Source organism: Lactobacillus kitasatonis DSM 16761 = JCM 1039, from assembly GCF_000615285.1.
Taxonomy (GTDB): Bacteria; Bacillota; Bacilli; order Lactobacillales; family Lactobacillaceae; genus Lactobacillus; species Lactobacillus kitasatonis.
In genome coordinates this window covers 1-20,427 of the sequence record NZ_BALU01000009.1, presented here as the reverse complement: position 1 = coordinate 20,427, position 20,427 = coordinate 1, and the positions used below count along the sequence as shown (strand labels likewise).

Below are 20,427 nucleotides of genomic sequence, written 5' to 3'. Positions count from 1 at the left end.
AGTTACCTACCCCTCTTTTATTATTAAGCTTCAACCTTGTTAATTACAACGTCAAATTGGCCACCAGGAGTGGTAATTGATACGGTTTCACCTTTCTTCTTACCAAGCAAAGCTTGTGCAATTGGTGAATCATTTGAAATCTTGCCGTTCAATGGGTCAGATTCATCACTACCTACGATAGTGTAGGTTTCTGGATCATCTGTACCAACTTCAGTATAGGTAATAGTCTTACCAACTGAAACTTCGTTTGGATCAACACTGTCAGCATCTACAACTTGAGCATACTTAAGCATTTCTTCAACTTGTGCGATTCTATCTTCTACGTGACTTTGTTCATCCTTAGCGGCATCGTATTCGGAGTTTTCTGACAAGTCACCGAATGAACGAGCAACCTTAATACGTTGAATTACTTCCGGACGTTTAACTAACTTTAAATTCTTTAATTCTGCTTGAAGTTTTTCTTTACCTTCAGCAGTCATTGGATAAGATTTTTCAGGCATATTTTTAACTCCTCAGAAATTAAATTTGCTTTGCACTGATCAATGATATTGGTTTACACCACTAAAGTCAACCTTTAACGTACTTTAACATCAAGATCGTTTTCCAAACCGGCTTCGATCTTGTCCATTGCGTCGTTAACAACTTTATCAGTCAAAGTATCTTTTCTGTTCAAGAAGGTCAAGCTGTAAGCCAAACTCTTCTTACCACTGTCAATGTGGGCACCTTCATAAACATCGATTACCTTAAGTCCAGTCAAATACTTACCAGCATTAGACTTAATTACATTTTCAACTTCTTGGTTAGTTACTTCCTTATCAACCAAAAGTGAAAGGTCACGTTCAATTGATGGGAACTTAGGAGCTGGAACAGCAGTCATACCCTTAGTAAGCATTGAGATAATAGCATCCAAGTTGATTTCGTAACCGTAAAGTTCTGCGTTACGAAGAGCCTTGTCAGCGAAGGTTACAGCGTGAGCAATCATACCGATCATACCTACATATTGCTTATCAACGTAGATACCTGCAGTTCTGGTTGGGTGCATCCCTCTAATACCTTCAGCCTTGTAAACTACCTTTTCTGGATCAATACCAATTGCAGTAAACAAGTTAGTCAATTGACCCTTAACAAAGTAGAAGTCTACCTTTTGAGTCAAGTGTTGCCAGTTTTCTGCTAAAGTATTACCTGAGTACAAAGTAGCAAGGTGTTCATGTTCGTTAAATGTGCCACCATCATGGTCATATACACGACCTTGTTCAAACAATGCCAGTTGAGTTTGCTTTCTAGCAAAGTTGTAGCTAGCTGCATCAACCAAACCAGTCATCAAGTTTTGACGCATTACTGAACGGCTTGAGTTCAAAGGCATTTGTACCTTAACGATATCTTTAGGATCCTTAGTGTAACGAGTTGCCTTTTCAGGTGAGGTCAATGAGTAAGAAATTGCTTCCATCATGCCTTGGCCTTCAACAATAGCTTCATGCGGCGCATCATTTCTTCTTTTTCTGAATAGCCACCGTGGGTTTCAGCCAAAAGTGGTTGAGTAGACTTCAAATTGTCGTAGCCATAGATACGACCAACTTCTTCAACTAAGTCTGCAGGAATTGAAATGTCCCATCTTCTGTTAGGAACATGAACAGTAATATCGTCACCATCACGATCAACTGGGAAGCCTAAACGATCAAAGATCTTAAGCATATCTTCTGGGCTAATTTCTGAGCCTAAAACTTTGTTAATGTAAGAAATAGTAGTCTTTACTACAACTGGTTCACGCTTAGTGTCGGCAGCCTTGATAATACCTTCATCAACAGTGGCACTAACATCATTTCTAAGCAGAAGTGCAGCCATGTTGATTGCCTTTTCAGTTGCATCCCAGTTGGTGCCCTTTTCGTAACGGCTTGAAGCTTCAGTACGGTTAGCGTGACGAAGAGCAGCTTTTCTAACCAAAGTTGGATCAAAGATTGCGGATTCAAGAATTACGTCAGTAGTTTCAGAGGTAATTTCTGAGTTCAAACCGCCCATTACGCCAGCCATCATCACTGGCTTTTCACCATCTGTAATAACGATATCCTTTGGATCAAGTTCAACTTCTTTTTCGTTAAGCAAAGTAAGCTTTTCGCCCTTGTTAGCCAATCTAACTTCTAACTTGCCATTTGCAAAAGTCTTAGCATCGTAAGCGTGCATTGGTTGACCAGTTAAAAGCATGACATAGTTAGTTACGTCAACTACGTTGTTGATTGGCCGAATACCTGCATTCCAAAGACGTCTTTGCATCCAAAGTGGTGAATCTTGGATCTTAACACCGGTCAATTTACGTAAGTAGAACTTAGGAGCAAGCTTCTTGTCTACCTTAACGTCAAGTGAATCAGTCCAGTCTGGACCATCTTCTTTTAAGACAACGTCTTCGATCTTAGGCTTTTGATCAACGATAGCACCAACTTCGTAAGCTGCACCTTCCATGCTTAAAGTATCAGCACGGTTTGGCGTAATATCGAAGTCTAAGATGTAGTCATCCATGCCTAAAGCTTCGTAAACATCTTGACCTGGCTTTACATCAGCATCTTCAGGGAAGACGTAAATACCATCAGCGAATTCTTCTGGTACTACAGAATCGTTAAAACCAATTTCTTGCAAACCACAGATCATACCGTAACTTTCCATGCCGCGGATCTTGCCCTTCTTGATCTTTTCATTGCCAGCAATTCTAGCACCGTGAAGAGCAACAATTACTAATTCGCCTGCATCTACGTTAGGAGCACCACAAACGATTTGAAGTGGTTCATCTTCGCCAACGTCAACGTGAGTTAAGTGAAGATGGGTACCTTCAACAGCCTTACAATCAAGGACTTTACCTACAACAAGCTTCTTAAGTCCTTCTTCTGGGTGCTTAACGTCAGCAATTTCAACACCAGTACGAGTGATCTTTTCAGCTAAAGCGTGAGGTTCTTGATCTAAATTAAGAAAATCTTGTAACCAATTATATGAAACTAACATCTATTATTTTTCCTCCTTGCGGAATTGCTCTAAGAAACGAACATCGTTAGTGTAGAAGTCACGGATGTCGTCAATGCCGTATTTCAAAATTGCAAAACGATCAAGTCCTACACCGAAGGCGAAACCACCGTAAACGTTTGAGTCAACGCCAGCACTTTCCAAAACATTAGGGTGAACCATACCGGCACCTAATACTTCGATCCAGCCAGTGTATTTACAAATAGGACAACCCTTGCCGTTACAGTTGAAGCAAGATACGTCCATTTCAACTGATGGTTCGGTGAATGGGAAGTAACTTGGACGAAGACGAGTTGCTCTATCTTGACCGAAGACGTGCTTAGCGATCATTTCAAGAGTACCCTTCAAATCACTCATGGTTACGTTCTTATCGACAACTAAACCTTCCATTTGCATGAATTGGTGTGAGTGAGTTGCATCGTCATCATCACGACGGTAAACCTTACCAGGACCAACCATCTTAAGTGGGCCTCTTGAGAAGTCATGCTTTTCAAGGACACGAGCTTGGTCACCTGAAGTTTGACTTCTAAGCAAATCTTCATCGTCAATGTAGAAAGTAGCTTGCATATCACGTGCTGGGTGATCTTTTGGCAAGTTCATCATTTCGAAACAGTAGTGGTCTGTTTCAATTTCTGGACCTTGTACAACCTTGTAGCCCATACCAATGAAGTAACTTTCAAGGTCATCCAAGATGATGTTGATTGGGTGCTTTGAACCTAAGTGGCCTTCGCGACCTGGCAAAGTAACGTCAATTCTTTCGTCTTCAAGACGCTTAGCTAAAACAGCTTTAACAATATCTTCCTTGGCTGCATCTAATTGCGCATTGAACAAGTCACGCAATTGGTTAACCTTTTGACCGACTTTACGTCTGTCTTCTGGTGCAACATCACGCATTGAGTGCAAAATTTTGGTTAATTCACCTTTACGACCAACAAGCTCAACTCTTACCTTATTTAAAGTTTGCTCGTCAGTAGCTTTATTGATTTGCTTGAGTCCTTCTTCATGAAGCTCTTTTAACTTATCAAATAAGTCCATTAATTCTTTCCTTTCAAAAACAAAAAAGCTCCGTCCCTAATAGGGACGAAGCTTCGCGGTACCACCCTAGTTTGGACATAGTATGTCCACACTTAAGTTTTCGTTAACGGTGAAATACCGGAATGGGTTAGATTCTACTCCCAAGATGAAATTCACAACTGTTCTTCTATCTTCTCTTTCAGCTTGTTAAAGAAGACTCTCTTTTTAGAAGCCAATATTGTTACTAGTCTTGATCTTAGTAATTACCTAATATAATATTTCTTTTTTGGAATTCTTGCAAGCCCTTAGGCCCACTTATCTGCCCAATCATGAACTTGATCAAAGACTGGCTTAAGTTCAGCCCCCTTTTCGGTCAAGCTATAGGAAATAATGCCTGTGTCTTGGTTGACAGTACGCTTTACGATATCGTCTTTTTCAAGTTCCTTCAAGCGTTCAACTAAAACTCTATCTGAACAAGCTTCAATGCAGCGAGCCAGATCCTTAAAGCGCATATCTTCTGTGTTGCACAATGAGCTAATGATTAAGCCATTCCACTTTTTACCAATAATTCGAAAGGCATTGATAAAGTGACCACACAATTCATAATCCTCCGGTTTACAAGGAGTTGACTCCTTTTTTTCTTTAACTTCTTGCATAAGTATCTCCCCTATTCATTGGTATAATTCCAATAAAAATATTAATATATTTTCTTATCTATTATAGAGAAAGTACTTACTAATTACAAGTATTAAGCAAAGTGGTAAATCATAATACCGGCAGCCACAGCCGCATTCAATGATTCTGCCTTGCCTTTGATTGGAATATAGAGCTTTTCATCACTTAACTAGCAATAGCTTCGCTTACGCCATGTGCTTCGTTACCGATAATTAAAGCAAGTTGTGGCACCTTCTCAAAGTCTTGCAATTGCTTAGCTGATTTATCAAGCATGCTGGCATAAACAGGAATTGCAGAATCTTGGAAATCAGTGATGACGTCTGCTAAGTCGCGCTTAATCAAATCAATGTGGAATTGACTTCCTTGCATAGCGCGTTGCGTCTTAGGATTGTATAAGTCAGCACTTTCTGGTGACAAAACCACGCCATCAAAACCAGCGGCATCGGCAGTTCTAATGATCGTACCAACATTGCCTGGATCAGCTAAATTATCAAGCAAGACCCATTTACCATAATTAAATGGAAATTCCTTAGGTTGATCGATCTTAAGTACCATGAAGATTTCTTGTGAATTCTTAGTGCTGCTCAAATGACGGGCAATTGCTTTATTGATTAAAATTACGTTTTTGCCATCTAAATCAATATCGTAGTCTTCGTTTACTTGATCAAGAGCTTCTTCTGTTCCTAAGACATATTGATATTTCTTGCCTGCTTTAACAGCTTCTTCAAACAAGTGAAACCCTTCAATTAAGTAGCGGTTTTCTTCATCACGATATTTCTTTTGCTTTAATTTAGCTAATTTTTTAATTGTTGCATTATTAACTGAACTAATTTGTTGCATAATTCTCTGCTCCTTTTTGCTTCTGTCCCCATTATAATGGATAATTGTATATAGAAAAAAGATAAATTAATTGAAAACGAGGCATTCACTATGGAAACTAGAAAATTAGTTGTTTCGGGTTTAGTTCAAGGCGTAGGTTTTCGCTGGAGCACACAAATGCTGGCCAATAAAATGGGCATCCCCGGCACAGTAAGAAATAATTCAGACGGCACCGTAACTATTTACATCCAAGGCGAACCTAGCGAGCTTGATCGCTTTATTGAAAAATTGCCATCTGCATCAGGTTTTGCTCATATTGAAAACATTGACCAAGAATTAGCCTCAAATGTGGAAAAAATGCATACCTTTAATGTATTATATTAGAGATACATTTTTTAATAGAAACTAAGTGGTGATTATTTTAATGAAAAAAATTAAGAGATATACAGGAGTATTGGCACTCTTAGTAGTCGCTGCTCTTGTATTGAGTGCATGTGGCGCTACCAATAACCCTAATGTGGCTCCCCACAGCGGAATCTACGGTTGGGTTTACCAATGGTTAGGTCGTCCCTTGCAAAACATTATGATCCAAACTGCCCACATGATCGGCGGCGAAAATGGCGCTGGCTGGGGTATCGTGATCATTACTTTTGTCGTTCGTCTTATTTTGATGCCTCTTATGCTTGTGCAACAAAATAAGAGCGTACGCCAACAAGAAAAAATGGCTCGTCTGCAGCCACAAATGAAGCTCATTCAAGCTGCAATGAAGCATAAGGGAATTACCCCTGACCAACAAATGACCTTATCAGGTTGGCAAAGAGAGCTATATTCAAAGAACCAAGTTTCTTTGACTGGCGGTATGGGATGCTTGCCTTTGATTATTCAGTTGCCTATTATGTGGGGAATTTACCAAGCGGTATTTTACTCACCACAATTAGCGCACTCAACATTCTTTGGCATCTCCCTTAGTCAAAAATCAGTAGTTTTGGCTATCATTGCGACTGTCTTCACAGTTATTCAAGGTTACATCTCATTGATCGGCATCCCTGAAGAACAAAAGAAGACAATGCAATCGATGATGATCGTTAACCCAATTATGACTTTATTCTTCAGTTTGTCATTCTCAGGTGCGTTAGCTTTATACTGGGCCGCAGGTAACTTGGTAATGATTATCCAACAATTAATCGTCACCTTCGTCCTCACCCCTAAGGTTAAGCAACACGTGGCTGAAGAATTAAAGGAAAAGCCGGTTGAAGTAGTTGTTACCAAAGAAAAGGTTGATGCTTTATTCAATCCTAGCGGCGAAAGCAATACTGCTAATACCGAAGCTAAGAAAGAATTGCACCAAGATTTACGTAACCGCAACAAGGGTAAGCAACAAAGAAGAAAATAATTAAGATACAAAAAAAGGATCTGGAAAATTCCAGGTCCTATTTTTTTACTTTAAAATGCCATCTGGCACATCATTTTTATGTTTTTCTGCTTCAATCTTTCGTAATTTAGCGGCACGCTTTTTAGAAAGAACTGGGAAGACCATCTTAAATTGACTGCCTTGTCCTTCTACAGATTCAACACTGATTTCGCCCTTATAACTATCAACTAATTTTTGAGCGATTGATAAACCTAAACCATTACCGCCCTTTTCACGGGTTCTGGCCTTGTCCACTCTATAGAAGCGATTAAAGATCTTCTTTTGATCTTCTGGTGAAATACCTTCACCGAAGTCTTGCACCATGATGCTGACTTCTTTTTTGGTTACACCGGCAGAAACATTGATCTGCTTACGATCCGTTGAGTATTTAATACCATTATCGATCAAAATGACCAATAGTTGTTCAAGGTGACCGTGATACATTTGAATCTCAGTATCATCAGGCAAGTCATCCTCATCAAGCTGAATCTTAAAGTCAGGGTGAACCATTGCCAAATCAGAAACAACTCTTCGTACTACTTCATTGACGTTAGTTATTTCATATGGATATTGCACATCAATTTGTTCAGCTCTAGTTAAATCAAGCATTTCTTGGATCAGGTGCTTCATTCGATCGGCTTCTTGCAATGAGGCTTGATTGATTCATCCAAAATTTGCGGGTCATCCTTGCCCCACCGCTCCAGCATGTTTAAGTGTCCTTCAATTACGGCAACAGGGGTCCGCAATTCGTGAGAAACATCCCCAACAAACTGCTTTTGCTGTTCAATATAACTCTGCATCCGATCCAGCATCTGGTTGATAGAACTGGCCAGCTCTGCTAATTCATCGTCACGATTAAGCGGCTTAATTCTGGCCTCACTATTTGGATCAGCATTAACTTCCTTAGCCACTTTAGACATTGTCTTAATCGGTCTAACAACATTGACTACCAAGACATATGAAATAGCCACAAAGAAGATAATTGCAATCAGCGAAATAATCAGCATCCAGTGCAGCAAGTTGCTCATCAAATGGTTGTAATACGTCATTTTATTTGAGACAACCACATACCCAGTCAATTTATTATTAACGGCCGAGTACACCTTTTGGTAGGTGACTAGAGTCGTTTTATTATTTCGTTTAACCTGTACTACCCTGCGATTACCCTTAAAAGGACTAAACTTTGGCGTCGTATCACCATTGGCAAAGACAACCTCGTTATGCCGATTGTAGACAGCTACGTTAATATCAGGATTGGATATTAACGAAATCAGGTTGTCGCTAAAGGCATTGTTCCGCGTATCTTTGCTGCTAATGGCAGGACCGCCGTTCAAGATTCGCCTTGTAGATGGCGATAGCGACGGAATGACATTCGAAATCTCCAACTCATCTGGAATCGAACTTAACGTCCGCTCAAGCGTAACCACTACATTGTTGGAAGTTTCTTCCTGCTGGTTCATCGATTGCTTACTTACAATTTGATAAACCACAACTGAAAATAAGACAAAAGAGACCGTAATCGTCAGTGCAACGATACTTACCCATCGTACAACTAGCGATGAATGCTTGGTCTCTTTAGCTCTATCTCTTTTATTCTTGATCATCATCTTCATCTCTTACCATGTATCCAGTACCACGTACTGTCTTGATGTAAGATGGTTGACCTGGTACATCGATCTTGTTACGTAAATAACGAACGTAAACTTCTACAACATTAGTTTCAATGTTTGATTCAGGTCCCCAAATCTTGTTTAACAATTGATCACGACTAACAACGTTGTTCTTGTTTTCGATCAACGTCATAAGCAAGTTGTATTCACGTTTAGTCAAATCAATTGCCTTACCATCACCACGGTGAACAATTCTGTTGGCAGTTTCAATAGTCAAGTCCTTGAACTTAACGATCTTTTGCTTAGCAACAGTTACTTTAGAAGCATCCTTTTCAATCTTTACACGGCGCAAAACGGCACGTAAACGTGCAAGAAGTTCTTCAATAGCAAATGGCTTAACGATATAGTCATCAGCACCGTGATCCAAGCCTGATACACGATCAATTACGGAATCACGCGCAGTCATCATAATGATAGGAGTAGTCTTAACTTGACGTACACGACGTGCAATTTCCAAACCGTTCAAATCTGGAAGCATTAAGTCAAGCAAAATTGCATCAAAATCTTGGGAAAGGGCATCGTCTAAACCTTTACGACCGTTATTTTCTACTACAGTTTCATAATTTTCATGTTGTAATTCAAGCTCTACAAAGCGAGCCAAGTTCTTTTCATCTTCAATAATAAGAATTTTTGCCATGTTATCTCAGTTCCTCATAGATCAATTTGTTCTTTATTACTAATAAATTAATTAAAAAATGTTTGTATAATTAAAGGATACTTTAAATATCACTTCAAAACAAGATTAAAAAACAATCAAAGTTAAATTTCTTTGATTGTTTCGATAATTTTGTTACTATTTTTTATCGTTTTTGTCATCTTTATTATCAAGCAATACTTTCAGCTTTGCGAAAGCTGGGTTAACTTGATTCTTCTTTCCTTCATCAAAGGCAGATTCAGAGATAACTTCCCAGCCATTACCTTCTGGGAAAATATTCTTTTCCTTTTCTTCCGGTGTCAAAATAGTAGTTGGAATATTCAGCAACATGTTATCTTCAACAGCAGTTTGCAGATCGATAACATCATTATCTACTTGCACAATTGTGTCATTATCTTCTAATTCTTCTTTTGTAGGTTTGCGATCAATGTAGTTTTCTACAAAAGTAAAATCTTCATGATAAGCAACCGGTTTTAAGCTTCTACTAGATGGAACTGTTAAGTCAGCTGTTATATAAAAATTGCCGGTCACAAATGGTTCTTGATAGAACAAATCTCCGGATAGATGCACGTTTTTTGCATCAATCAAAAGTTCCTTACTTCGCTTGAAAAATTCTGGGCGCATCTCTACATCACGTTCAATATGAGTAAGTGGCTCAGAAGCATTCTTTATTTTAGAAAAACTAATTTCTAACATATTACACCTCGATTGGACGCCGGCCAAAGTTTTGGTCAACCCCCATTATTTGTTCAAATAAACGATCAGTTCTAACTTGAAGTGCAAGAGAACCATCCTTTGCACTTCTTTTATCAACTTTAGAAATAATTTCCGTTTGGAAATTCTTACGGTTATTTTTTAAAAATTTACGTCCAATTTTGCTAAAGCCAAGTAACATCAACGATTCATGATTAAAACTAGCAATCATATCATCTTGAGTTACATTCAATAATGTATACAAGCTCAAACGACGCAAACGAGAATAAGTATACCGCTTGGACTTGATTCTACGCAAGAATTCAGTGAAATCACGTGACAAGTGAATCTCTTGCTTCATCTTATACTCAAGTCCTTCACTCATTTGATAAATCTGACGCAATTCTTCAACTGAAGAAGATTCAATGCGGTACTTCAAAAATGGATATAGCAAGTTCCAGTTAGGATATATTTTTTGCTTGCTCAAAGTTGCGGCTTCTGCTTTAGGCATCCAGTACTTCAAATTGCTGGTATCTTCGCCATGCAAAAGCAGGTTTCGAATTGCACTGGCACTTTGTACTACGCTGCTACGCTGCAATAAATCGTCGTGACCCGCACCGATTCGATTGATGGGATGCAATTTTAAAGGTGAGCCCAAATTGTGGTTTGCCACAGCATAGGCTAAACCTAAAATGGCATTAGGTTGATTAATTTCATGGCCTACTTCTCGGGCTACCATTTGATTATATTGAGTTGAATAGGTCTGACTATAATCCTTAAAGTCCATATGATTTTGGGGAATTTCTGCAATTTTGCTACCAAGGTAAGCAAAATTCAAATTGGCATCTTCAACCCCAAATACTAAATCGGTAACGCCTAACTTAGACAATTGTTCAATATTGCCTAATGAGAATAAATCAGCCGGTTCAACCGCTGTAGAAAAAGGCGTTTCAAATACTAAATCAGCACCTGATTGCAAGGCAGCTTTAGCTCGCTCCCATTTGCTCATGATCGCCATTTCGCCACGTTGGACGTAATTGCCTGACATAATAACTACAATCGGATCATTTTTAGCAATTAAACGTGCCTGATTTAACAAAAATTCGTGACCACTATGGAAAGGATTAAATTCTGAAATAATCCCCACAACGCTCATTTTTATTAGTCTTCCTTTAATTCAACGCGTTTACCGTTAGCCCAGAGCTTTTCAAGGTTGTAAAACTCACGTGCTTCCTTGGTAAAGATGTTAACTACTACGTCGCCTAAGTCTACTAAGAGCCAGTTAGAGTCTCTAGTACCTTCAATACGGTAGTCAGTGTAGTTATTTTGGTGAGCTTCATCAACGATTGAGTTAACGATAGCGTGAAGTTGACGGTTGAAACCTGCACTAGTGATTACATAGTAGTCAGCTAAAATACTGATACCGCGCATATCATACGCTTCGGTATCTTCACCGTGACGATCGCTAATTGCTTTTGTTGTAAAATCTAAAATTTCTTGACTAGTCAAATTTTTTCTCCTTATTTTTATTATTTTGCACTCCAAACATTATATGCTTCTATAGTGCGTGGATAAATTCTATTTCTCTTTTCAACTAAAAACTCTAAGGTGTGAGCCAATTGGTAGCCAACACCTTCATCAAGGTTGGCATAAGTAATTTTGCGCGCTTCTTCGACACCATCGAAATCACGACCAGGTTCAATATAATCAGCCATGAAGACGATCTTATCTAATGTAGTCATCTCAGTATCACCTGTAGTGTGACGACGAACGGCTGTCAAAATTTCGGGATCTCTAATCTTTAAATCGTGTTCGATAAAGTAAGTCCCGACGATACCGTGCCAAATTGCACGATTCCAATTAAGCAAATCCTTGTCAAAGTCTTGTTCCTTAATTACTTTACGGTATTCTTCAATGGGAACTTGTTTGGCATAATCATGTACAAATCCAGCAAGTACTGCCTTATCTTCATCATAGTGGTTCAACTTTGCTAATTTACGAGCAGTTTCACTAACGCGAACACAGTGCTTAAATCTCTTTTTGTCCATGTTAGCTTTTTCTTTAGCAATAATTTCATCACTAGATAATGGTGAATAGGTCTTTTTAAATGTTAGTTTCGTCAAGGTAAAGCCCCTTTTCTTCAATATATTGTCTAACTGGTTCTGGTACCAAGTATCTAATTGAAGTGCCAGTTGCCACTGAGCGACGAATTGCAGTAGAACTCAGACGAATATCTGGCGCATCTACCCAAATCATTGGATATTGCGGATCTTGTGGATAGCCAGGGCGACGAATTCCGACCAGCGTAACCATTTTAGCCAAAGTTGGTGCTTCTTTCCAAGTATGGAAGCTGTTAACTTGGTCGCTTCCCATGATTAAATAGTAATTGTTCTGTGGTGCTTTTTCCTTTAAGTAGCGCATTGTATCTACAGTATAAGAAACGCCGCCACGGAACAATTCAAGCAATTTAACCCTAAACTTAGGATTATCACGAGTTGCCAAATCTAACATCGTCGCTCTATCTTTAGCTGATGTTAATGGTGCATTCTTGTGAGGTGGAATATTATCTGGCATAAACCAAACCTCATCCAAACGCAATTTAGTCATTGCTTGTTCGGCCGCAACCAAGTGAGCAATATGGACAGGATTAAAAGTACCGCCCATAATGCCGATTTGACGGCCTTTAACATTTTCACGTTCTAATTGAGCTTTAACTTCAGCAGCAGGTGCTTTTTCAATACATTTTGGATTTACCATACGAAAACCTCTAAATCAATGCACGACGAATTCCTAAACCAATACCATCTGGCGTGTAAGTCTTAACAACGCATCCCTCTGGAACGGTCACAAAACCGATCCCACCAAATAAAAGATCACTCTTGTATTCAGTTCGATATTCCTGACCCTTAAGTGCAGGCAACTTATCATCCTTAGCAGGTGGAGCAAGCAATTCACCAACATGCTTTTCATAAAAGGCATCAGCGTTGGCCGTCTTAGTGCGGTGAACGTACATATCGCGCGCTACATAAACAGTAAAACTAGTTGACTCGCCTTTTAAATAATCGATTCGTCCAAGTCCGGCTAAGAATAAGGTGTTACCAGGCATAAGCTGGTAAGTAGCTGGCTTGAGCGGCTTCTTTGGTGAGATTAATTCCAAGTCCTTAGCATTTAAGTGAGTAGCCAATTGATTATCAGTCATAATCCCTGGTGTGTCGATCAAAAAGTGACCATTTTCAAGTGGAATTTCGATTCGATCTAAAGTAGTGCCAGGAAAACGTGAAGTGGTAATCAAATCTTGAATATCACCCATCATGTCAATGATAGCGTTGATCAAAGTAGACTTACCAACATTGGTAGTTCCTACAAAATAAACGTCTTTATCTTGTGATTGTTTATTAATGTAAGCAATCAAACTTTCAAGATTGACCTTTCTCTTAGCAGAAACCAAGAAAATTTCTTTAGGATAAAGACCCATGCGGTTAGCTTCTTGTCTCATCCAATCTTTGATTTTGCTTTGTCTAGAATTCTTAGGGAAAAGATCAAACTTGTTACCGACTAAAATAAAATCGTTATTGCCGACAAAACGCTTTAGTGATGACAAAAGTGAGTTTGAGAAGTCGAACAAGTCAACAACGTTAACAATCAAAGCCTTCTTTTCAGAAAGTGAGTTAAGCAATGCCAAGAAATCATCGTTGTTTAAATCGACTGGCATGATCTCATTGTAGTGACGCAATCTGAAGCAACGTTGGCAGTAAACTTCTGCGTTTTCTTCATTTCTTGCTTTGTCTAGTGCGCTCTTAGGCAAGTAGCCCGCTTTTTTAGGATCATCGGATTGGAGCACTGCCCCACAACCAATACAAATAATATCCTCATCCATTTTGCAAAGTCTCCTTAAATGTTACTCGATGCGATAAACCAAGAAAGAAAAAGATGATCTTTTCAAAGAATCGATTAATTCTGGTGTTCCACTTATCTGTTTCAACCAGTGGCTTAACCAATACCGTCTCAACTCCAGCCAAATTTCCGGCTTGCATATCGGTTATCAGCTGATCACCCACCATCATTACTTGATCCTTTTGCAAATGCATTTCTTCGCGTTTACGTGTTATTGCAAACGGCAATGGCTTGCGTGCCGCAGAAACAAAATCAATGTGGTAAGGATTGAGCACTTTCCCTACACGTTGAGCATTATTATTCGAAATTACGACCAGCTTAATGTTAGCCTTGGCCAATTGCTTGTTTAATTTGTCCATCTCTTTGGCAGTTTCAAACTTATTCCAAGCAAGAAGCGTGTTATCTAGGTCTGAAAAAACTGCTTTTATTCCCATCTCATTCAATTTCTGGGGGTCCAGATTATAAATAGTATTTATTGTATATTTTGGTCTAAATAACATATAAACTCTCCATTTTTTATCACTCTCTATGATATCAAAAATGCGTTTGTATTAGAAACTTTTGTTTCATTCTTAGCAAAAAGTGATACAATACTAAACAATTTAACCTATTTTATTTTCATCAAAAAATCAGAAAGGGAGAAAAATGAGAAAGTTTATCGATTTGCACCTTCACCTAGATGGCTCAGTACCTGTTGCTACAGTTAAAAAATTGATGCGAGAACATGATATACCCATTCCTACTGATCAAGAATTACGTCAAGAGCTATCTGTTGACTCCAGCTGCAAAAGTTTGGAACAATTTTTAGAGAAGTTTGCCATACCTAACAAACTAATGCAGACAAGGCACGATCTTGAAACGATTGTTTATGATTTACTGACTGAATTAAAAGAGCAAGGGTTGGTCTATGCAGAAATTCGTTTTGCGCCGCAACTTCATACGAAAAAAGGATTAACCCAAGAAGACGCAATTAAAGCCGCAATTGCTGGGTTAAATAAATTTTTGGCTGATCAAAAAGAAGAACGGAACTTGCCCGAATTACACGCTGGGTTAATTCTTTGTTTGATGAGATTTGCTGATAATCAAAAAGAAAATATGGAAACAGTCAAACTCGCCAAAAAGTTTTTAGGTAAAGGCGTGGTAGGTATCGATCTAGCTGGTGCCGAAGGTCCGATCCCTAATATCAAATATAAATCTTTCTTCGATGAGGCACAAAAACTTGGCGTGCCCTACACGATCCATGCTGGTGAAGCAGACGGTCCCGATTCTATTCGCCAAGCCCTGGCCATGGGTGCCAAAAGAATTGGTCACGGCATTCGTTGCACTGAGGCCCCAGAGTTAACGCAGGAATTAATTAAAAAGCAGATCGTGCTTGAATGCTGTGCTACTTCCAACATGAACACTAAAGCATTCGATCAGATTGATTCTTATCCGATTAAAAAATTGCTGCATAAAGGGATGAAAGTTACCCTGAATTCTGACGATATGACGGTTTCAAATACTAATTTACCGCATGAATATAAGTTACTCGAGCAACAAACCAATTTAACGCCAGCAGAAGAAACGACGCTTTATCTAAATGCAGTTGATGCGGCATTTACAACACCAGATGAAAAAATCAGGTTAAGAGCTTTAATTCAAAAATAGTAAAAAAATAGAGGTCAGGAATAATTTTCCTGGCCTCTATTTTTGAACTAATTAGTTCAATGCCTTCTTAGCAGTTTCTGCTAATTGTGCAAAAGTCTTTGAATCGTTGTAAGCAATATCAGCTAACATCTTACGGTTCATGTCAACACCAGCTAACTTCAAGCCGTGCATTAACTTAGAATATGAGATGTCGTTTTGTCTTGCAGCTGCGTTGATACGAGCAATCCATAACTTTCTGAATTCACTCTTACGTCTTCTACGGTCGCGGAATGCGTACTTGTATGAAACGAATAATTGAGTGCTTGCAGCCTTAAATTGCATGTGCTTTGCGCCACGGTAACCCTTGGCAAGCTTCATGACCTTCTTACGACGTTTACGTGTTACAATTCCACCTTTAACTCTTGGCATTTAAATTTCCTCCTACTATAGTCTTTTCAAGAACAAATAATTAGTGCATTTGAGCAACCATTTGCTTGATACGCTTCATATCACTGCTTGAAACCATAGCAGCTTTTCTCAAGTGGCGACGTTGCTTCTTAGTCTTACCGTGGAAACGGTGGCCAGTAAATGCGTGGTGACGCTTTAAACCACCATTTGCAGTTCTCTTAAAACGCTTAGCAGAAGCGCGGTGTGTTTTCATCTTTGGCATATTTCTATTTCCTCCAATTAACTACTTTTTATTTTTTGTCCTTTTCACTCTTAGGTGCGAGCATTAAGAACATTGAACGACCTTCCATCTTAGGCTTGCTAATTACATTAGCAATATCGGAAGTTGATTCAGCCATCTTCTCAAGTACTTGTTGACCTAATTCCTTATGAGTGATGGCACGACCTCTAAAGCGGATTGATACACGAACCTTAGCTCCTTCTTTAGAAACAAACTTACGAACGTGCTTCAACTTCGTTTCGAAGTCATTGCCTTCAATTGTTGGACTCAAGCGAATTTCTTTGACACTAACTGTCTTGGACTTCTTACGGGATTCCTTAAGCTTCTTTTGTTGTTCGAAGCGGTACTTACCGTAGTCCATGATACGTGCTACAGGTGGCTTGGCATTTGGTGAAATCAAAACAAGGTCAAGACCAGCATCGCTTGCGCGACGTAAGCTTCCATCTTGTTCATGACGCCAACTTGCTTACCATCCTCATCAATTAAACGAACTTCGCGTGCGCGAATTTTATCGTTTAAGATTAAACTTTTTGGTATAACTGTTCACCTCCGTGTTAATTTCGAGGACAAGAAAAAGGGCGGGATAAGTATCACCCGCCTTTAATCAACAGAAAATATCGATCAGCCCAGAGGTTAATTTAACTTAGGCGAGAAGCGGGAGCTTCTTCTTGTTCTCAACTAGTTGTATTATACGCGTTTAGCCCTTTTCCGTCAATAAAATTATTATCTTTTCTGAATTAAATTATTTGGCTAATTTCTTATCCTTTTATCCCACTTATCTGCTTCTTTACCCCTTAATACCTTATAAACCTTGAGGCCGTTAATAGTATGTGCAGTAATTTTATTTCTAATAACTTTACCAGCTTCTTTGTGTTACCAAACACCACGCGTATTCTTAGGTGTGGTGAAAAGTTTGGTAGCACCCTAACTAGCAGCATTTGCTGTGTTTGCATGAACGCTAGCCAAACCTAAAACAACTAAAAAAGCGGCAATAAATGATAAAACTTTTTTCTTCATTTTTTATATCTCCCTTTCAAATTTATACGTCAATTATGCCACGGAAAATTCTAATGGGAGCTAAAAATAGAGCAATTTTTGCCCTATTTTTAAACATGAAGATCGTTATTATTTACCCAAGCTGCAGCCACAAACTTTACAGCGTTCCTACCACAGAACAATGCATAAGTAGAAGTTATTCCTTGGAATTTTTGTGGGCAAGAATCACTTTTCAGGGATGAATGAATTTATTAGCAACTAAAATCAATAAAAAGATAAAGTCCCATTTTTCTTTACATATTTATCAGCTAAATTAAATACTAGCAATCCAATAATCAACCATAATACGGTATTAAAGATAGATTCGCTTAAATAAAACGCTAAATTGTATGGTCGATTGTTAACTGCTAATCTCATCCAACTAACCATTGGACAAATTGGCAATAAACAAGATAAGCATTTTGTAAGATTGGAGCAGTTTTCAAAATTAACTAGTAGTATACCTAAGTAAATATATTGAAAAATCACTAAGGTACTGCCAATTCTTTTAAAACGTAAAACTAAGCTAACAATTAAATAGCCTAATCCCACTGTAGTTAGTAAAGCTAATATAAATGGAACAATCATTATTACTGGAAAACTAATCCAGTGATCAGAAATTGCCATTACTGCTATCAGAATTAAAATTGCTTGGACGAATGCCACAACAATATTTGCAATACTTTTATTTAAAAATAATCTTCTAGAAGAAATTGGCATAAGATATTGTTGTTCTAAAATACCACTTTTGGCATTATTCATCACTGTTGATCCCATTTGGCTAATAGTGTTTTCAATTAAACTCCACAAAACATATCCAACTACTAGGGCATTCAATGATTTTCCTAAAACGCCACCTCCTACAAGCTACCGCCCCAAAAAATAGCCATAAACATTAAAATTAATAAGAAAAATTCTGAAATATAATTGAAGAGGTATCTCTTATATAAATAGAATTGACGCCAAAATTCAGCTTTAAAACTTATCATTTTTCCTTCTCCGTGTAGTACTTAAAAATTTCATCTAATCCTCTAGTCACAGTTTGTATACTACTTATTGGTAATTCACTCAATAGTTTAAGTACTTGTGAAAGAGATGCTTGCGGTTTAACACCCAAACGATAAACTCCGTCAGTCTTCTTTGTAAGTTCACAGCTTGCAAGTATATCCTCTTTTTCTGAGGCGGTAAGTTCTTGGGTGAAATGCACTTCAAAAATTTCTTGTTTATTCAGCTTCTTCAAACTATCTTTTATACTATTAGAAAAGACAAGTTTACCATGATTGATTAATAAAATTTTATTAGCTATCTCTTGAGCAAATTCCATTTGATGTGTAGTAACTAGAATCCCTACTCCATTGGCGGATAACATATTCAGACTCTTAATCATTATTTGAGTAGCATTAAGATCCAAACCTAAAGTTGGCTCATCTAAAATTAAAAGCTTTGGTTCGGCAATCATAGCACAGCAAATTCCCACAACTTGCTGCATACCTCTACTCAATCTGGTAATAGAGGTATATTTCTTATCCAACAGACCAAACTGTTTGAGGAAAGTTTCTCCTCTTTTTTCTGCCTCTTTCTTGCTTAAACCACGTTGGCCACCCCAATAAACAAAATTTTCCATTGGTGATAAGGCCCAATACATATTTCTAGATCCTTCTAATAAAACGCCAGTGTTTTTCAATAAAAAGAGATTGTTGTGAGTTACATCTTTTCCGTCGAATACAACCGTTCCTTTATCAGGACTAACTAAATTAAGAATCATTTTTAATGTTGTAGTTTTTCCTGCACCATTAGGACCTAAGAAGGCAACAATATCACCACTATCAACATTAAATGAAACATCAGATACTGCCTTTTTATGTGCTTTTTGATATGTTTTTGAAATATTATTTACAGATAATAAAGTCATGCAAGGGTACCTCTTTCATTTTTTAATTATGGTATTCTATTTTTCCTTTAACTTTGCATTTATTCGTCTAACAGTGTTCCATAAATGTAAAAAATATCCACTGTATGCAATAGCGTACATAATAATAAAATCAACTGTTACTCTAATAACCATCTTTAGTGAAATACTAAAATTATCAATTAGGAGGTTTAACAAGAACCATGCAATAAAACAGACGAAGAAGTTAATAAAAATTTGTTTTTTCAATGACCATTTTTCACTATTAAAAATCCAGCTAGCTAGATAAAAGAAAATACCAATGAGAAAAGAAATAATCGTCCAAAAAAGAAAGGTCGTCAAATATATCTTCGCTGTTGCAGGATTTTGACCATTTAGTGAAAACAAGAAATTCATAGCTATCCAGATCGTACCGATACCAATACCAATCAGTCCACTAATCAGACCGTTATATAAAAGATCTTTAATATTTTTCATAATCCTAGCCTCTCTTTTAAATCCTTTATTCTTCTACGAGAAACTTGTACTCTTAGTCCATTCTCCAAAAGCGCATCAATATTGCCTGTATTTATAATTTCTAGATGATCAATAAAATGATAATTAACAATAGCACCTCTAGAAATCATTATAAAATCGTTAGGTAGAACACTTTGTACTTGATACAATCTGCCTCTATAAACATATTTTTGATTTTGAGTACAAATCATTGTTTTTTCATTTTCTATTTGAATTGCATAGATTTGAGAAAAATTAATTTCATAGGCATCCCCATCTCGATAGCACCAAAGAAAATCCTGCTCCGAATTTAACTCTTTAGTAATCCGTTCAAATCTAGCAGTCATTTTCTTTAACCAAAATTCAGCTTTTTCTTCTGGTAAACTTGGATCGATATTCAATTTAACTTTCAATTGCATCCCTCCTTGATTGATTATTAGTATACCTGCTTATTTTCGTTAAATTATTAAATTCAGGTGAATGGTCTAAATTTAACGGTGAGTGGTATTTTTTGCATCAAAAAAGCTGCTAGACCACGGTAAATCTAACAGCTTTATATTTTCGGAATTAATCCTAATTATTTTGCCTTGTAAACAGTTTCTTTACTGGTGGTGAATTTGTGACCCTTAGCAATATAAACCTTTAAAGTAGGAGTAAAGTCCAAACCCGAGTCATTAAAAGTGTATTGTTGCATGATGTCAGCATCAGCTGAAACAGTAGTTGATGTTTCTGCCATACCAACAACAGGGGCAACTGCGAACATTTCAGCCACAAAAATAGCAGCTAATTTGAAACGTTTCTTCATATCATACTCCTCCAAATAAATAATAAAAATTC

At 37.8% G+C, this 20,427-nt stretch carries 20 protein-coding genes, 5 pseudogenes and 2 other annotated features; of the genes and pseudogenes, 3 read left to right on the top strand and 22 right to left on the bottom strand.

The window, feature by feature from the left end:
• Positions 1-23: 23 nt before the first annotated feature.
• The 5 genes and pseudogenes from greA to JCM1039_RS11010 all read right to left on the bottom strand — a co-directional run bounded on the left by greA (position 24) and on the right by JCM1039_RS11010 (position 5,535).
• Positions 24-500, bottom strand: a complete 477-nt coding sequence (gene greA / locus JCM1039_RS06700) for a transcription elongation factor GreA (RefSeq protein WP_025015168.1) — start codon at positions 498-500, stop codon at positions 24-26.
• A 74-nt stretch (positions 501-574) separates the two neighbouring features.
• Positions 575-2,988, bottom strand: a pseudogene (gene pheT / locus JCM1039_RS11015) (phenylalanine--tRNA ligase subunit beta).
• Positions 2,989-2,991: 3 nt separating this feature from the next.
• The gene (gene pheS, locus JCM1039_RS06690) at positions 2,992-4,041 is read right to left on the bottom strand and encodes a phenylalanine--tRNA ligase subunit alpha (RefSeq protein WP_025015167.1); all 1,050 of its coding nucleotides are present in this window, start codon (positions 4,039-4,041) and stop codon (positions 2,992-2,994) included.
• A 38-nt stretch (positions 4,042-4,079) separates the two neighbouring features.
• Positions 4,080-4,287, bottom strand: a binding site (T-box leader).
• A 38-nt stretch (positions 4,288-4,325) separates the two neighbouring features.
• Positions 4,326-4,676 (bottom strand): winged helix-turn-helix transcriptional regulator, encoded by a 351-nt coding sequence (locus JCM1039_RS06685; RefSeq protein WP_025015166.1) that lies wholly within the window; start codon positions 4,674-4,676, stop codon positions 4,326-4,328.
• A 92-nt stretch (positions 4,677-4,768) separates the two neighbouring features.
• A pseudogene (locus JCM1039_RS11010) lies at positions 4,769-5,535 on the bottom strand (TrmH family RNA methyltransferase).
• 90 nt (positions 5,536-5,625) lie between these two features.
• Here JCM1039_RS11010 and JCM1039_RS06675 point away from each other — a divergent pair.
• Both JCM1039_RS06675 and yidC read left to right on the top strand, forming a co-directional pair.
• Positions 5,626-5,898, top strand: a complete 273-nt coding sequence (locus JCM1039_RS06675) for an acylphosphatase (RefSeq protein WP_025015165.1) — start codon at positions 5,626-5,628, stop codon at positions 5,896-5,898.
• 40 nt (positions 5,899-5,938) lie between these two features.
• Positions 5,939-6,907, top strand: a complete 969-nt coding sequence (gene yidC / locus JCM1039_RS06670; RefSeq protein ID WP_025015164.1) for a membrane protein insertase YidC — start codon at positions 5,939-5,941, stop codon at positions 6,905-6,907.
• 45 nt (positions 6,908-6,952) lie between these two features.
• On the opposite strand, the pseudogene JCM1039_RS11005 reads toward yidC, so the two are convergent.
• The 9 genes and pseudogenes from JCM1039_RS11005 to JCM1039_RS06625 form a co-directional block, all read right to left on the bottom strand.
• Positions 6,953-8,538, bottom strand: a pseudogene (locus JCM1039_RS11005) (HAMP domain-containing sensor histidine kinase).
• Complete coding sequence (locus JCM1039_RS06660) at positions 8,516-9,232, bottom strand: response regulator transcription factor (RefSeq protein WP_013438395.1); 717 nt, start codon at positions 9,230-9,232, stop codon at positions 8,516-8,518. Before JCM1039_RS06660 ends, JCM1039_RS11005 begins: the two are co-directional and overlap by 23 nt.
• Before the next feature lie 156 nt (positions 9,233-9,388).
• Positions 9,389-9,946 (bottom strand): DUF177 domain-containing protein, encoded by a 558-nt coding sequence (locus tag JCM1039_RS06655; RefSeq protein ID WP_025015163.1) that lies wholly within the window; start codon positions 9,944-9,946, stop codon positions 9,389-9,391.
• 1 nt (position 9,947) lies between these two features.
• Complete coding sequence (locus JCM1039_RS06650; RefSeq protein WP_025015162.1) at positions 9,948-11,099, bottom strand: nucleotidyltransferase; 1,152 nt, start codon at positions 11,097-11,099, stop codon at positions 9,948-9,950.
• A gap of 5 nt (positions 11,100-11,104) precedes the next feature.
• Positions 11,105-11,452, bottom strand: a complete 348-nt coding sequence (rsfS, locus tag JCM1039_RS06645) for a ribosome silencing factor (RefSeq protein ID WP_025015161.1) — start codon at positions 11,450-11,452, stop codon at positions 11,105-11,107.
• 20 nt (positions 11,453-11,472) lie between these two features.
• A complete protein-coding gene (yqeK, locus tag JCM1039_RS06640; protein WP_025015160.1) occupies positions 11,473-12,066 on the bottom strand; it encodes a bis(5'-nucleosyl)-tetraphosphatase (symmetrical) YqeK in 594 nt (197 codons plus the stop codon).
• A complete protein-coding gene (locus tag JCM1039_RS06635; RefSeq protein ID WP_025015159.1) occupies positions 12,047-12,700 on the bottom strand; it encodes a nicotinate-nucleotide adenylyltransferase in 654 nt (217 codons plus the stop codon). Before JCM1039_RS06635 ends, yqeK begins: the two co-directional genes overlap by 20 nt.
• A 10-nt stretch (positions 12,701-12,710) precedes the next feature.
• Positions 12,711-13,820, bottom strand: a complete 1,110-nt coding sequence (yqeH, locus tag JCM1039_RS06630; protein WP_025015158.1) for a ribosome biogenesis GTPase YqeH — start codon at positions 13,818-13,820, stop codon at positions 12,711-12,713.
• The gene (locus JCM1039_RS06625; protein WP_025015157.1) at positions 13,813-14,337 is read right to left on the bottom strand and encodes a YqeG family HAD IIIA-type phosphatase; all 525 of its coding nucleotides are present in this window, start codon (positions 14,335-14,337) and stop codon (positions 13,813-13,815) included. The genes yqeH and JCM1039_RS06625 overlap by 8 nt, the downstream gene beginning before the upstream one ends.
• A 145-nt stretch (positions 14,338-14,482) precedes the next feature.
• Between JCM1039_RS06625 and add the strand changes: the two genes are divergently transcribed.
• Complete coding sequence (gene add, locus JCM1039_RS06620) at positions 14,483-15,484, top strand: adenosine deaminase (protein ID WP_025015156.1); 1,002 nt, start codon at positions 14,483-14,485, stop codon at positions 15,482-15,484.
• 51 nt (positions 15,485-15,535) lie between these two features.
• Here add and rplT read toward each other — a convergent pair whose 3' ends face one another.
• From rplT to JCM1039_RS06575, 8 genes and pseudogenes are all read right to left on the bottom strand, one after another.
• Positions 15,536-15,892 carry a 50S ribosomal protein L20 gene (gene rplT / locus JCM1039_RS06615; protein ID WP_003627118.1) on the bottom strand — a complete coding sequence of 119 codons (357 nt, stop codon included), beginning with the start codon at positions 15,890-15,892 and terminating at the stop codon, positions 15,536-15,538.
• 40 nt (positions 15,893-15,932) lie between these two features.
• Positions 15,933-16,133 (bottom strand): 50S ribosomal protein L35, encoded by a 201-nt coding sequence (rpmI, locus tag JCM1039_RS06610; RefSeq protein ID WP_013642294.1) that lies wholly within the window; start codon positions 16,131-16,133, stop codon positions 15,933-15,935.
• A gap of 28 nt (positions 16,134-16,161) precedes the next feature.
• Positions 16,162-16,688: pseudogene (infC, locus tag JCM1039_RS11000) on the bottom strand (translation initiation factor IF-3).
• Between the two features lie 27 nt (positions 16,689-16,715).
• Positions 16,716-16,827, bottom strand: a sequence feature (ribosomal protein L20 leader region).
• Between the two features lie 584 nt (positions 16,828-17,411).
• Positions 17,412-18,175 (bottom strand): annotated as a pseudogene (locus JCM1039_RS10990) (ABC transporter permease).
• A complete protein-coding gene (locus tag JCM1039_RS06590; RefSeq protein WP_005719918.1) occupies positions 18,172-19,098 on the bottom strand; it encodes an ABC transporter ATP-binding protein in 927 nt (308 codons plus the stop codon). The pseudogene JCM1039_RS10990 and the gene JCM1039_RS06590 overlap by 4 nt, the downstream one beginning before the upstream one ends.
• Before the next feature lie 36 nt (positions 19,099-19,134).
• Positions 19,135-19,572, bottom strand: coding sequence for a DUF3021 domain-containing protein (locus JCM1039_RS06585; protein WP_025015155.1), 438 nt, complete (start codon positions 19,570-19,572; stop codon positions 19,135-19,137).
• Positions 19,569-20,003, bottom strand: a complete 435-nt coding sequence (locus JCM1039_RS06580; protein ID WP_025015154.1) for a LytTR family DNA-binding domain-containing protein — start codon at positions 20,001-20,003, stop codon at positions 19,569-19,571. Before JCM1039_RS06580 ends, JCM1039_RS06585 begins: the two co-directional genes overlap by 4 nt.
• 164 nt (positions 20,004-20,167) lie before the next feature.
• Complete coding sequence (locus tag JCM1039_RS06575) at positions 20,168-20,395, bottom strand: hypothetical protein (protein WP_025015153.1); 228 nt, start codon at positions 20,393-20,395, stop codon at positions 20,168-20,170.
• Positions 20,396-20,427: the final 32 nt, after the last annotated feature.